This is a genomic window from Miniimonas arenae (assembly GCF_006351005.1).
GTDB classification, from domain to species: Bacteria; Actinomycetota; Actinomycetes; order Actinomycetales; family Beutenbergiaceae; genus Miniimonas; species Miniimonas arenae.
The window spans coordinates 1-12,893 of record NZ_VENP01000071.1; the positions used below are offsets into that span (position 1 = coordinate 1).

Here is a 12,893-nt window from a genome sequence, read left to right on the forward strand (position 1 = left end):
GCCTGGATCGGGGCGGCCGTGCCGCTGGGCATCGCCTGGCGACGCCAGGTCCGCGAGCTCGCGGAGCGAGTCGACGGCGTCGCTCTCGCCGGGCCGGCCGACGGCCTCGCCGACGGCGCCCTCGCGCCGGTCGACGCCGAGCGCGACGCCGCGATCCCCGCCCTGGCGGCGATCGCCGTGGAGGAGAACGAGGGCATCGGCCCTGTGGTGGCGGCGACTCGCGCCTGACAGCGGGACCGATCGGGTGCCGGGTCGCACGAGCGTCCGATCGACGGATCGGCGCCCGCTGGGACCGATAGCCTGACGCCATGCGCGTCCACGTCGCCGACCACCCGCTCGTCGCCCACAAGCTCACCGTGCTGCGGCAGACGTCGACACCGTCCCCGGTGTTCCGTCAGCTGACGGAGGAGCTCGTGACGCTGCTCGCGTACGAGGCGACGCGCGAGATCGCGGTCGAGCGCGTCGAGATCGACACGCCCGTGGCGCGCACCCTGGGCACTCACCTCACCCACCCGCGCCCGATGGTGGTGCCGATCCTGCGCGCCGGGCTCGGCATGCTCGAGGGGATGACGCGCCTGCTCCCGACGGCGGAGGTCGGCTTCCTCGGGCTGCAGCGCAACGAGGAGACGCTCGAGGCGATCACGTACGCCAACCGCCTGCCCGACGACCTCGCCGGCCGGCAGTGCTACGTGCTCGACCCGATGCTCGCCACCGGCGGCACGCTCGTCGCGGCGATCCAGTACCTCATCGAGCGCGGCGCGCGGCACGTCACGTGCATCACGCTGCTGTGCGCGCCGGAGGGCCTGGCCACGGTCGAGGCCGCCGTCGGCCACCACGCCGACGTCACGATCGTGACGGCCGCCGTCGACGAGCGGCTCAACGACAAGGGCTACATCGTGCCGGGACTCGGCGACGCGGGAGACCGGCTCTACGGCGTGGTCTGAGCCCGAGCCGGCCCTCGGCGGGGACTGAGCCCGAGCCGGCCCTCGGCGGGGACTGAGCCCGAGCCGGCCCTCGGCGTGGGCGGCCATCGCTCCTCCGCACGCCGCCGTTCACTCCTGCGGCACCCCCGTCACACCTGCGGACGACCTCCCTCGCGGGCAGTCGGGCGCGACCGCCTCGTGCGCGTCATCGCAGGTCAGGGCGCTACGCCTGCAGCCGCCGCCAGCACTCATCCGCAGGTGTGTACCAGGCGTCCGCAGTTGTGCACCAGGCGTCCGCAGCTGTGCACCCGTCCGCCGTCCGCGAGACCCGGCGTCGCACGCCGTGCCCACCCCCCGGGGCCAGCGGCCCGCGCGGCGGCCCCGCCGCGCGGGCCGCGCCGATCCCCTCGAGCACGCCCGGGGCGGCGGCGCCACGCGCCACCGCCCCCGGGGTCGATGCGACCGACGGTCGCCTCCTGACCTGCGTCAGTTGGAGATGTACCCGTTCGGGTTGAGCACGTACTTCTTCGCCGCGCCGGCGTCGAAGTCGGCGTAGCCCTGCGGGGCGTCCTCGAGCGTGATCGGGGTGGCGTTGACGGCCTTCGCGATCTGCACCTTGTCGTGCAGGATCGCCGTCATCAGCTGCCGGTTGTACTTCATCACCGGGCACTGGCCCGTGGTGAAGGACAGCGACTTAGCCCAGCCGAGCCCGAGCCGCAGCGACAGCGAGCCGGTCTTGGCGGCCTCGTCGATCCCGCCCGGATCGCCCGTCACGTAGAGCCCGGGGATGCCGAGCGCGCCACCGGCGGCCGTGATCGTCATGAGCGAGTTGAGCACCGTGGCGGGCGCCTCGTGGCTCGCGTCCGACCCGTGTCCGCGCGCCTCGAACCCGACGGCGTCGACGCCGGCGTCGACCTCGGGCACACCGAGGATCTGCTCGATCTGCTCACCCGGGTCGCCCTTGCTCACGTCGATCGTCTCGCAGCCGAACGAGCGCGCCTGCGCGAGCCGCTCCTCGTTGAGGTCGCCCACGATCCGCGGGGTCACCGCAGGCGTGTCGTCCGCGCGACGACGGGAAGCCGCGGCTGGAGCCGCGGCGGGTCGTCGGGGACGCTCCGACCCGAGGCATGCGGGTCAAGGAACCGCCAGGGCGGCCAAACAAATGTGCAACGGACGAGTCGCCGCGTGCACGCCCTCCCACCCGCGTCGATCCCGGATCGGCCTTTCCCCCGACGGCGACGCATCAGCGCGCGGTTCGGCACACGTCGTGAGCGGCCGACTCGCCCACCACAATGGACCCATGAAGCAGGTGCTGCGGCTCGTCCTCAACGTGATCTGGCTCGTGCTGGCCGGGCTGCCGATGGCGCTCGGGTACGCCCTCGCCGGCGTGATCTGCTTCATCCTCGTCATCACGATCCCCTGGGGCATCGCCTCGTTCCGGATCGCGAGCTTCGTGCTCTGGCCCTTCGGCCGCACCGCCGTGGACCGCCCGACGGCGGGCGTCGCCTCCGCGGTCGGCAACGTCATCTGGATCGTCGTCGCGGGCATCTGGCTGGTGATCGGCCACATCGCCTCGGCGCTCGCGCTGGCCGTGACGATCATCGGCATCCCGCTCGCGATCGCCGAGATCAAGCTCATCCCGATCACGCTCACACCGCTGGGCAAGCAGATCGTGCCGAGCGACCGGCCGTTCGCCACCTACGGCGACACGCTCGCGGTCTGAGGGCGCCGAGACCATGAGCACGACCGACTTCGCCGCGCCCGCCGACCCCACCAGCGCGCCCGCGGGCGTCACGGTGTACCCCGCGCTCCAGTCCGACCCAGCGTCCTCCGCCGTCACCACCACCGTCGTTGTCACCACCACCGCCTCCGCCGCCGACGCCCCGCGCCCCGCCGTCCTCGTGCTCCCGGGCGGTGGCTACGGCCATTACGGCGAGCACGAGGCCGAGCCGGTCGCCCGCTGGCTGGCCGGCCTCGGGATGCACGCGTTCGTCCTGCGCTACCCCGTGCTCACCCCGCACCCCGCGCCGCTGAACGCCGCCCGCGCCGCGCTGGCGTGGGTGCGCGACGGCGAGCACGGCCTCGCCGTCGACGCCTCACGTGTCGCGGTGATCGGGTTCTCCGCGGGCGGCCACCTCGCGGCGCACCTCACCACCGACGCGGTGCGCGACGGCGTGGGGCCCGCCCGCCTCGTGCTCGGCTACCCCGTGATCTCGCTCGCGCACGAGACGCACGAGGGCTCGGCACGGAACCTGCTGGGGCCCGACGCGAGCGTCGCCGAGCGCCTGCGCCACTCCCCCGACCGCCTGGTCACGTCAGCGCACCCGCCGACCTTCGTCTGGCACACCGCGGACGACGGCGCGGTGCCGCTCTCGCACTCCCTGCGCTACACCGCCGCGCTGGCCGACGCGGACGTCCCGGTCGACCTGCACGTGTTCGCGCACGGGCGGCACGGCATCGGCCTGGCGCGGCCGGGCGTCGACCCCTCGCCGGCGGACCCGGCCGTCGTGCCGACCGACGACGCCGTGGAGTGGACCGGCCTGTGCGAGCGCTGGTTCGCCCGCGCCGGGTGGATCAGCGGCGAGCGCCTCGGCTGACGCAGCCGCTACCGCCTGGCGGCGGCCACGGCGGGCGACCACCCGTCGTCGTGGCGGCGCTGCACGCCGTCGAGCAGGAGGTCGAGCGCGAAGGCGAACTCGGCGTCCTCGTCACAGCCCGCGCCGGCGTGCTGTGCAGCTGTCGCCATCCGCACGATCGCGGGGTAGGTCACTGCGAAGGTTGCCATCGCGCGCGCGCGCTCGGTCGGATCGGCGGGAACCGCCGGCGTGGGCAGCACGTCTCGGGTGAAACCCCACATCCTGGTGGAGAGGGCGTGCATCGCGTGGTGGACGAGATCGGCCGACAGCCCGCCGTCGAACATCGTCGCCATGAGCGAGTCCAGGTAGGCGAGCACCGTGGGGCTCGCGAGCCGCCGCGTCTCGATCGCGTCCCGCGCCCAGGGGTGTGAGCGCAGCGCGGCGCGGGCGGTGAGGACGCGGTCGCGGGTCCCGTCGCGCCAGGACGCTCCGGACCGGGCCGGGGGGATCGACGCGACGACGCGGTCGAGCATCGCATCGATCAGCTCTTCCCGGCCGGTCACGTGCTTGTAGACCGCCATGGGCGTGACGTCGAGTCTGTCGCCGAGCCGTCGCATCGTGACGGCGTCGAGACCGTCACGGTCGGCGAGGGCGACGGCGGCGTCGACGATGCGGTCGCGATCGAGCGGTCGACGTCCGGGCGTTGACATGTGTACAGCGTAAACCTACGCTCGCCGAGTCGGGAGTTTACTGCGTACACCTCACGGAGGACGGCATGGCACACACCCCTCGGACCCACGCAGCAGCGGCCGGCGTCCTCTACCTCACGACCCACGTGACCTCGGTGCTCGCGGTTGCCGCCTACGGTTCCGGGCTGCTCGCGTGGGGGGTACTGCTGGAGCTCGGGCTCGCCGTCGGATGCGTGGGCACGGGCGTCCTGCTCTGGCTGCTCCTGCGTGGGACGGGGCCGGCGCGGGCCGCCACCTTCGCGCTCCTGCGCACCGTCGAGGCCGCCGTGATCCTCGCGGGGACGCTGCCGATGCTCGCGACGGCGTGGCTTCACGACGCGAGCGTCGGCAGCGCGCCGGACGGCCGCACGACTGCCAGCGACGGTGCGACGGCCGACCTGACCGCCGTCATCGGCGACGCCCTCGACCGTGTGCACACGGCGTCGTTCCTTGTCGGCCAGGGGCTGGTGATCAGCGTCAACACGATCGTCCTCGGCTGGCTACTGCTGGACTCGCGCGCCGTCCCCCGGGCGCTCGCGCTGCTCGGCCTCGCCGGCGGAGGCCTCGTGCTCACGAGCAACCTCGCGCAGCTGTTCGGCGCCATCCCGCTCAACGGTGCGGTCGCCGGGGCGTGCGCCGCCCCGGTGTTCGCGTTCGAGGTGTGGCTGGCGGTGCTCCTCATGGTGCGCGGGCTGCGCGTGGCACCCCCGCCCAGCACCATGCGCACCGACGATCCCGTGCCGCGGGAGCGTGCCGCCGATCCCGCATGACGGCGTCCACCCTGGGTGAGCGCTTCGTCATCGAGCCGCACTGTGCCACCATTGATCCAACCTTTGGGAGGGATCGTGCGCACTCGCCTGCTGCCCCGCACCGCCGTGGACCTCACCGAGATCGGCTTCGGAGCCGCCCAGCTCGGCAACCTCAACCGCGCCACCACGGACGAGGACTCCACTGCCGCCGTTGATGCCGCGTGGCATGCTGGGATCCGCTACTTCGACACCGCGCCCCACTACGGCCTCGGCCTGTCCGAGCGACGCCTGGGTCGCGCCCTCGCCGCGTACCCACGCGACACCGTCGTGCTCTCGACAAAGGTCGGACGACTGCTCGAACCCAGCCCGGGACGGCCGACGCCACGGACGACCAGGGCTTCGTGGTCCCGGCCACCACCCGCCGGCGCTGGGACTTCAGCCGTGATGGCGTGCTGCGCTCGCTCGAGGAGAGCCTGACCCGCCTCGGCACCGACCGCGTGGACGTCGTCTACCTCCACGACCCCGACGACCACGAGGCGTCCGCGTCGACCACGGGCGTCGAGACGCTCGCCGAGCTGCGTGACCAGGGCGTGGTGCGCGCGATCGGCGTCGGGATGAACCAGTCCGCGATGCCGACCCGGTTCGTGGAGCAGGGGCTCATCGACGCCGTGATGCTCGCCGGGCGCCTCACGGTGCTCGACCACGGCGCGCTCCTCGACCTCGTCCCCGCGGCGCGCGCGGCCGGCGTCGCGATCGTCGCCGCCGGCGTCTACAACTCCGGCATCCTCGCGCGGCCCGTGGTGCCCGAGCGTGCGTCGTTCGACTACCACGACGCGCCGCCGGAGCTGCTGGAGCGCGCCCGGGCGATCGCCGCCGTCGCCGCCCGGCACGACCTGACCCTGCCCCAGGTGGCGGTCCAGTACGCGCTCGCGTTCGACGTCGTGGCCTCCGTGGTGCTCGGCACGCGCACGGCCGAGCACGTCGCGGCCGCCGTCGCGAACCACGACGCCGCCGCACCGCCGCAGCTGTGGGCGGACCTCGTGGCCGCCGGCCTCCTCGACGCCCCACCCACCGGAGGGACCCCCGCATGAGCACCATCACCCGCGTCCGCGTGCACGACGTGCGCTTCCCCACCTCGCGCACGCTCGACGGCTCCGACGCCATGAACAAGGACGGCGACTACTCGGCCGCGTACGTCGTCCTCGGTACGGACGCCGCCGGGCCCGACGGCGAGCCCCTGACCGGCTACGGGTTCACCTTCACGATCGGTCGGGGCAACGACCTGTGTGTCGAGGCAGCGCGGCAGCGCGCACTCCCGCTCGTCGGGCGCGACGTCGATGAGGCGCTCGACGACCTAGGCGCCGTGTACCGCGAGCTCGCTGCCGATTCGCAGCTGCGCTGGCTCGGGCCCGAGAAGGGCGTGGTCCACCTGGCGATGGCCGCCGTGATGAACGCGCTGTGGGACATGGCCGCGCGTCGGGCCGGCAAACCGCTGTGGCGCATGCTCGTGGACATGACGCCGGAGCAGCTCGTCGATGTCGCTGACCTGCGCTACCTCTCCGACGCCCTCACCCGCGAGGAGGCGCTGGCGATCCTGCGCGCCGCTGAGCCGACCCGGGCGATGCGGATCGCCGACCTCGAGGCGCGTGGCGGCTATCCCTGCTACACCACGAGCGCGGGCTGGCTCGGCTACTCCGACGACAAGCTCCGCCGCCTCCTCGCCGAGGCGATCGACGAGGGCTACCGGCACGTCAAGCTCAAGGTCGGCGCGGACCTCGCCGAGGACGTCCGCCGGCTCACGATCGCGCGCGAGGTGATCGGCTGGGACGCCGCGCTCATGATCGACGCGAACCAGGTCTGGGACGTGCCGCAGGCGATCATGTGGATGGAGCACCTCGCGCCATTCCGGCCGCTCTGGATCGAAGAGCCCACCAGCCCCGACGACGTGCTCGGCCACGCCGCGATCCGCCGCGCCGTCGCGCCCGTGGGCGTCGCGTCGGGCGAGCACGGCATGAACCGCGTGCTCTTCAAGCAGATGTTCCAGGCGCAGGCGCTCGACTTCTGCCAGCTCGACTCCGCGCGCCTCGCGTCGGTCAACGAGATCCTCGCCGTCTACCTCATGGCCGCGAAGTTCGGCGTGCCGGTCTGCCCGCACGCGGGCGGCGTGGGGCTGTGCGAGCTCGTCCAGCACCTGTCGATCCTCGACTACATCGCGATCTCGACCTCGCTGGAGAACCGCGTCACCGAGTTCGTCGACCACCTGCACGAGCACTTCACAGACCCGTGCGTCGTCGTCGACGGGCACTACACGCTCCCGACGGCGCCCGGCTACTCCGCCCGGATGCACCCGGACTCGGTAGCCGCCTTTTCCTACCCCGACGGCGCTGAGTGGCGAAGCTGATCGACGCGCACGCCCACGTCTGGTGAGAGGGCGCGCTCGACCACCAGTGCGTCCGCCGAAACTCGCGGCTCCAGCGGCTCAGCGGCTTCAGCCGGCTCAGCGGCTCCAATGCCTGCAACAGCTCCAGCTGCGTCTATGCCGGCTCCACGGCGTCGCGCGCCCGCCCGCGGGGGTCACCCCCGTCGAGCGCCACGCTGTAGGTGACCGGTGTGGTCGCGCGCCCGCCCGCGGGGGTCACCCAGCTCTCGCTCCGCGTAAGCGCAGGCCAGGTCACCGCCACAGCTCCGGGTGACAACAGGCCAGGTCACCCGCCACAGCTCCGGGAGAGCGCACGCCGGGCGCGCGCCGCCACCCCCGGCCATGAGCTCGCAGCGCGTTGTGACAGCACTGCGACTGCCGGTCTGTCCCCGCATCGGTGGACGAACGTCCACGAGCGGCGATATCCCGCCACTCTCGCGCGATCTCATGGCCTTGCTACCGAGGTCCCCGCGCACTGCACAGCCACAGCGCTGTGGCTGTGCAGTGCGCGGATTGCCACTTCGTGCGTGGCGGCCGAGCCGTGAGAAGTGGCGAAGTGGTGCGGATCGCCGCTGCCTTCGCACGCACCGTGCACCGCGACCGCAGCCACAGGGCTGTCATCGCGTTCGATGGTCCGGCCGCCAGCGCCGCACCGCGGGCGGCAACCCAGGCCGTATGCGCGACGAGGCTCGCCATCGGACCCGTGCCTGCTTGGGTGCTGCTCGAGGTACTCCTTCACCCCGGCGAGTGGCCGGGACACCGGCCCCCTTAGTGGCCCGGGTGCTGCTCGAGGTACTCCTCCACCCCGGCGAGATGGCCGCCCATCCGCAGCCGGGCACGCTCCGGATTGTGGGCCACCAGCGCCGCGAGGATCGCGCGGTGCTCAGCATGGGCCAACCCCGTGGCGCCAGCTTCGTTCAGGCCGCGCCACACGCGCGCGCGGAACGTCTGGCCCACCAGGTGGTCGATGAGTGCGGCGAGCGGAGCGTTGCCGCTCGCCTCGGCGACGAGCCGGTGGAACTCCGAGTCGGCGGCCACGGCGGCCTTGACTCGCCTCTCGGCGATGCCATCGCCATCGCCATCGCCATCGACACCGCCGTCGCCTTCGGACGGCGACGAGTCCCGCGCGAGCACGGCCTCGACCTCGGTGAGCACGTGCGCCATGCGCTCGAGCTGGGCTTCGCTCGCCCGCGCGGCCGCCAGCCCGACGGCCTCCACCTCGAGCGCACGTCGGACCGCCGCGAGGTGCACGTCGTGAGCGGAGGCGGGCAGGTCGGCGAGCACGTTGACCGAGCCGAGCACGCGGTGCGGCTCGAGGGACGTGACGTAGGTGCCGTCGCCCTGCCGGGTCTCCAGGATCCCGAGCGCGACGAGCGCCCGCACGCCCTCGCGCAGCGAACCGCGGGAGACGGCGAGCGAGGCGGCGAGGTCCTTCTCGACCGGGAGCCGGGCGCCGGCCACGAGGCGACCGTCGCGGATCATGGCACGGACGCCCTCGATCACCGCGTCGGTCTGGGTGCCCGGGCGCGCGGTGGGTTGAGTGGTGGTCTGGATGAAGGGCGGAGTGGTGGTCTGAGTGGCGGGCGGAGTGGTGGTCGGAGTGGCGGGCGGAGTGGTAGTCGGAGCGGTGGGGTGCGCGGTCGGTTGCGTGCTGGGGCCCGTCATGTCGGGATCCTAGCGAGCCCCTGGCAAATCATCTGATGACTGCTAGCGTCGAGTCTGTGACCGACGACGTGTCTCTCGCCGCTGCCTCCGCCTCCGAGACCAGCGCCGCCGCTTCCGACACCACGGCCGCAGCCCGCGACGTCGGGCTCGCCGCCAGCTCCTCCCCCGCCCTCCGCCTCCTCGCCGACCGCCCAGCCGAGGCCTGGACCGACGCCTACCCCGTGGGCAACGGGCGGATCGGCGCGATGGTGTTCGGCGGCGTCGCCCGCGACCGGCTCCAAGTCAACGACGGCACGCTCTGGTCGGGCTCGCCCGCCACGGCGGCCGGCTCGCCGCCGGCCCACGGCCCGCAGCTGCTCGAGTCGGCGCGCGAGGCGCTCGAGCGCGGCGACCTGCCCGCGGCCGACGCGGCGGTACGCGCGCTGCAGTCCGGGTTCGCGCAGGCGTACCAGCCGCTCGTGGACCTGTGGCTGGAGGTCGGCGGCGGGCCCGACGGCGAGGCGCTGGGCACGTCGCGCCGAGGGAATGCCGCCGACTCGTCCGACGACTCCGCATCCACCCCTGCCGCCGAAGCACGCCCGCCCGACTACCGCCGCGAGCTGGACCTGGGGCACGCCGTCGTGCGCCACGGCTGGTCCACCGCGGACGGCGCGTGTGTCGTCGAGACGTTCGTCAGCGCGCCAGCGCAGGTGCTCGTCACCACCCGAGCCTTCGATCGGCTGACCGACCTCACGATCCGGCTGACGAGCGAGCACCCCGTCGCCGCGCCCGAGGCGACGGCCACCGGCGAGCATGCGGCCGCTCTCACGCTGACGACCGCGATGCCGTCCGAGGTGCGCCCGAACCGATGGGGCACGCCCGGGCACATCGAGTACGGCCCGGACATCGTGCGGTACGACGGCGAGTCGACGTCGGCCGCGGTCGCCGTCGCGCTGCGCACCGACGGCTCTGTGGAAGCCGACGGCACGGTCGCTGCAGGTGGCACGGTCGGTCCAGATGGTCAGGCGCTGCGCGTCCGGGGCGCCACCTGGGTGCGCGTGTTCCTCGCGACGGCGAGTGACGCCGTCGTGCCGGGCGGCGACGCCGCCGACCTGCTGACCAGGGCGAGCGAGAGGGCCGAGGCCGCAGCCGATGCCGACCCGGCGACCCTGCGCGCGGCGCACGAGGCGGACCACGCGGCGCTGTTCGACCGCGTCGCGCTCGACCTCGGTCCCGCACCGGACCCCGAGGCGACGACCGAGGCGCGCCTGCGCGCGCACTCCGAGGGCGTCGAGGATCCCGCGCTCACGGCGCTCGCGTTCCAGCTCGGGCGCTACCTTCTCGTCTCGGGGTCGCGCCCGGGCTCGGAGCCGCTCACGCTGCAGGGGCTGTGGAACGAGTCGGTGACGCCGCCGTGGAGCTGCGACTACACGGTCAACATCAACACCGAGATGAACTACTGGCCCGCGCACACCGCCAACCTGGCCGAGTGCGCCGAGCCGCTGCTGCCGTGGCTGGAGCGCGTCGCGGTGAGCGGGGCGGGCTGGGCGCGGACGCTGTACGACGCGCCGGGCTGGGTGGCGCACCACAACGTGGACCGGTGGGGCTTCGCGGGACCGGTCGGGGCGGGGGTCGACGACCCGTCGTGGTCGTTCTGGCCGATGGGCGGCGTGTGGCTGGCGCGGCACCTGCTCACGGACGCCGAGTTCACGGGCGACGTCGCGACGCTGCGCCGCGCGTGGCCGGTGGTCGCGGGCGCGGTCGAGTTCGCGCTCGCGTGGCTGCAGCCGCAGGCCGACGGCACGCTCGGAACGAGTCCGTCGACGAGTCCGGAGAACCTGTTCCTCGACGCCGGCGGCGCGCCCTGGGCGCTCTCGACCAGCACGACGAGCGACCTCGCGCTGGTACGCGACCTGTTCGACGGCGTGCTCGCCGTCGGGCCGCTGCTCGCTGCGGGCGACGGCGAGAGCGAGGGCGCCGATCCCGGGTTCCTCGCGCGCGTCCGCGACGCCCTCGACCGCCTCCCCGCGACACGCGTCACGGCGGACGGCCGGATCGCGGAGTGGTCGGACGACCCGCGCGAGCAGGACCCGCACCACCGCCACCAGTCCCACCTCATCGGGCTGTTCCCGGGGCGCGAGATCACGCCGTCGACGCCCGAGCTGATGGCCGCGGCACGGCGCACGCTCGAGGCGCGCGGGCCGGAGTCGACGGGCTGGTCGCTGGCGTGGCGGCTGTCGCTGTGGGCGCGGCTGCTCGACGCCGACCAGGTGGCGGCGACGGTGCGCCGGTTCCTCAACCCCGCGGACGACGCCGCGGCGTACACGGTGCTCGACGGCGGGGTCTATCGCAGCCTGCTGTGCGCGCACCCGCCGTTCCAGATCGACGGCAACTTCGGCTTCACGGCCGGAGTCGTGGAGGCGTTGCTGCAGTCGCACGAGGTGGCCGAGGACGGCGTGCGACTCCTGCGTCTGCTGCCGGCCTGCCCGTGGCCGAGCGGATCGGTGCGCGGTCTGCGCGCCCGCGGCGGGATCACCGTCGACCTCGCGTGGATCGACGGCGCGCTCACGACGGCGACGCTCACCGCTGACCGCGACGTCACCGTCCGCGTGCTCGCGCCCGGCGGCGAGGGGCGGGAGACGGGGACGAGCGGGTTCGTGGTCGCACTCCCCGCCGGCACCGCGACCTCCCCGTTCGCGAGGTGATCCCCGACCTTTCGCGAGAGGATTTCCGTCCTTTCGCGAGGTGATCTTCGTCCCGAGCGACAGGACAGTTCGCACCGACCCGCACCCGCGCCGCGCCGCGCCGAGCCGCGCGACGCGAAGGCATGACCCGCACCGTCTCGCGGTTCAGCTCACGTCGGGCCTGTCCGTCGGAACAAGCACGTCGCACCGCACTCCAGGAGCTCGCGCGAGGCGGCGGTCCATCGAGATGAGTCGGGCTCCGAGGCGTTCCGCGAGCGCCACATAGCTAGCGTCGTAGGCGCTCATCACCTCAGCGAGGTGCCACACACGATCGCGAACCAGGTCGAACGGCCACAGCTCGACGGGAAGTCTGGACAGGCCGGCGTCGACGCTGCGCGCCGCGTCGGCCGACAGCAGCCCGGCGAGGCGTCTTCGGCGCAGCACGTTCGCAATCTCGAACGGCAGGATCGCGGGCGCGTGCAGCTCGGACTCGCTCAGAGAGGATGCGAGTTCGTCTGCGCGCGGACCCGGAACCAGCGCGATCGACAGCATGGCGGACGCATCGACGACGAGCCGACTCGCGGTGCTGGCTGGACCATCGGTGGAAGTCCCTGGCGGGTCGGTGCTGCGTCTCACTGACGGTCAGCGGCGATGTCGTCGATGAGCGCCTGGGGGTCCAGAGGCGGCAATGACGCCGCGTGGCGACGCAGGTCCGCGATGACCTCGACGGCGAGCGGCCGGTAGGCCAGGTCGACCAGCTGCAGCTTGAGGTACTCCTGCAGCGACCGCCCGGATCGCGCGGCGCGCGCCGCCAGCACATCGCGCACGTCGTTCGGGACGTCGCGGATCGTCACGTTGACTGACACGACCACATCGTACGTCCGATGCATGCATTGTGCATGCATCGATCTCCGGTCGGCGCGTACCCTTTCACCGCGGCCCGACGAGCCCCCGCAGCATCGCCCTCGTCTCGGCGTCGGTGGAGTACAGCACCGTGCCCTTCAGCCCGCGGGTCAGCAGCACCTTGTACACGTGCCGCACGAGGCGGTCGAACTCCTCACCGCCGACCGCGGTCCGCGACCGGAACGCCGGGTCCTTCGACCCCTCGCGCTGCGCGACCCACCCGCCGGCGCCACCCCGGGCCTCGCCGCGCCACACCAGGTCGGGCCC

General features: G+C 73.4%; 13 protein-coding genes and 2 pseudogenes. 9 read left to right on the top strand and 6 right to left on the bottom strand.

Translation table 11 applies throughout. The features are described 5' to 3' along the window. Together FH969_RS15335 and upp are read left to right on the top strand one after the other, a co-directional pair. Positions 1 to 228 (top strand): annotated as a pseudogene (locus tag FH969_RS15335) (hypothetical protein); the annotation flags it as partial. 80 nt (positions 229 to 308) lie between these two features. After that, entirely contained in the window at positions 309 to 944 is a 636-nt protein-coding gene (gene upp, locus FH969_RS13560) for a uracil phosphoribosyltransferase (RefSeq protein WP_108718989.1), read from the top strand. Positions 945 to 1,409: 465 nt separating this feature from the next. Here the strand turns inward: upp and FH969_RS13565 are convergent. Then, positions 1,410 to 1,958, bottom strand: a pseudogene (locus FH969_RS13565) (formaldehyde dehydrogenase, glutathione-independent); the annotation flags it as partial. 265 nt (positions 1,959 to 2,223) lie between these two features. Between FH969_RS13565 and FH969_RS13570 the strand changes: the two are divergent. Further along, positions 2,224 to 2,646 (top strand): YccF domain-containing protein, encoded by a 423-nt coding sequence (locus tag FH969_RS13570; RefSeq protein ID WP_370445277.1) that lies wholly within the window; start codon positions 2,224 to 2,226, stop codon positions 2,644 to 2,646. Positions 2,647 to 2,659: 13 nt separating this feature from the next. Beyond that, positions 2,660 to 3,520, top strand: a complete 861-nt coding sequence (locus tag FH969_RS13575; protein ID WP_139987668.1) for an alpha/beta hydrolase — start codon at positions 2,660 to 2,662, stop codon at positions 3,518 to 3,520. Between the two features lie 8 nt (positions 3,521 to 3,528). Here the strand turns inward: FH969_RS13575 and FH969_RS13580 are convergent, their stop codons facing one another. Beyond that, a complete protein-coding gene (locus FH969_RS13580) occupies positions 3,529 to 4,209 on the bottom strand; it encodes a TetR/AcrR family transcriptional regulator C-terminal domain-containing protein (RefSeq protein WP_139987670.1) in 681 nt (226 codons plus the stop codon). A 65-nt stretch (positions 4,210 to 4,274) separates the two neighbouring features. Between FH969_RS13580 and FH969_RS13585 the strand changes: the two genes are divergently transcribed. The 4 genes from FH969_RS13585 to FH969_RS13600 all read left to right on the top strand — a co-directional run bounded on the left by FH969_RS13585 (position 4,275) and on the right by FH969_RS13600 (position 7,377). Further along, the gene (locus FH969_RS13585; RefSeq protein ID WP_108718986.1) at positions 4,275 to 4,997 is read left to right on the top strand and encodes a DUF4386 domain-containing protein; all 723 of its coding nucleotides are present in this window, start codon (positions 4,275 to 4,277) and stop codon (positions 4,995 to 4,997) included. Positions 4,998 to 5,102: 105 nt separating this feature from the next. Next, a complete protein-coding gene (locus FH969_RS16085) occupies positions 5,103 to 5,453 on the top strand; it encodes an aldo/keto reductase (protein ID WP_342777035.1) in 351 nt (116 codons plus the stop codon). Next, complete coding sequence (locus FH969_RS13595; protein WP_139987673.1) at positions 5,378 to 6,067, top strand: aldo/keto reductase; 690 nt, start codon at positions 5,378 to 5,380, stop codon at positions 6,065 to 6,067. The genes FH969_RS16085 and FH969_RS13595 overlap by 76 nt, the downstream gene beginning before the upstream one ends. Continuing rightward, entirely contained in the window at positions 6,064 to 7,377 is a 1,314-nt protein-coding gene (locus FH969_RS13600) for an L-fuconate dehydratase (RefSeq protein ID WP_139987674.1), read from the top strand. The genes FH969_RS13595 and FH969_RS13600 overlap by 4 nt, the downstream gene beginning before the upstream one ends. Before the next feature lie 786 nt (positions 7,378 to 8,163). Here the strand turns inward: FH969_RS13600 and FH969_RS13605 are convergent. Next, positions 8,164 to 9,060, bottom strand: a complete 897-nt coding sequence (locus FH969_RS13605; protein WP_180359812.1) for a FadR/GntR family transcriptional regulator — start codon at positions 9,058 to 9,060, stop codon at positions 8,164 to 8,166. Between the two features lie 56 nt (positions 9,061 to 9,116). Here FH969_RS13605 and FH969_RS13610 point away from each other — a divergent pair, with 56 nt between their 5' ends. Further along, entirely contained in the window at positions 9,117 to 11,744 is a 2,628-nt protein-coding gene (locus tag FH969_RS13610) for a glycoside hydrolase family 95 protein (protein WP_180359813.1), read from the top strand. Positions 11,745 to 11,888: 144 nt separating this feature from the next. Here the strand turns inward: FH969_RS13610 and FH969_RS13615 are convergent, their stop codons facing one another. From FH969_RS13615 to FH969_RS13625, 3 genes are all read right to left on the bottom strand, one after another. Then, the gene (locus FH969_RS13615) at positions 11,889 to 12,359 is read right to left on the bottom strand and encodes a type II toxin-antitoxin system VapC family toxin (RefSeq protein WP_281285385.1); all 471 of its coding nucleotides are present in this window, start codon (positions 12,357 to 12,359) and stop codon (positions 11,889 to 11,891) included. Continuing rightward, positions 12,356 to 12,589: a FitA-like ribbon-helix-helix domain-containing protein gene (locus FH969_RS13620; protein WP_139987680.1), complete on the bottom strand. Its 234-nt coding sequence runs from the start codon at positions 12,587 to 12,589 to the stop codon at positions 12,356 to 12,358. The genes FH969_RS13615 and FH969_RS13620 overlap by 4 nt, the downstream gene beginning before the upstream one ends. Before the next feature lie 64 nt (positions 12,590 to 12,653). Continuing rightward, on the bottom strand, positions 12,654 to 12,893 hold a 240-nt coding region (locus FH969_RS13625; RefSeq protein ID WP_139987682.1), incomplete at its 5' end, for a DNA/RNA helicase domain-containing protein.

Bases quoted from the DNA above. Each gene is read 5' to 3' on its own strand.
- FH969_RS13585 (WP_108718986.1), top strand. From the start codon at position 4,275: ATGGCACACACCCCTCGGACCCACGCAGCAGCGGCCGGCGTCCTCTAC.
- FH969_RS13570 (WP_370445277.1), top strand. From the start codon at position 2,224: ATGAAGCAGGTGCTGCGGCTCGTCCTCAACGTGATCTGGCTCGTGCTG.
- FH969_RS13580 (WP_139987670.1), bottom strand. From the start codon at position 4,209: ATGTCAACGCCCGGACGTCGACCGCTCGATCGCGACCGCATCGTCGAC.
- FH969_RS13600 (WP_139987674.1), top strand. From the start codon at position 6,064: ATGAGCACCATCACCCGCGTCCGCGTGCACGACGTGCGCTTCCCCACC.
- FH969_RS13575 (WP_139987668.1), top strand. From the start codon at position 2,660: ATGAGCACGACCGACTTCGCCGCGCCCGCCGACCCCACCAGCGCGCCC.
- FH969_RS13605 (WP_180359812.1), bottom strand. From the start codon at position 9,060: ATGACGGGCCCCAGCACGCAACCGACCGCGCACCCCACCGCTCCGACT.
- upp (WP_108718989.1), top strand. From the start codon at position 309: ATGCGCGTCCACGTCGCCGACCACCCGCTCGTCGCCCACAAGCTCACC.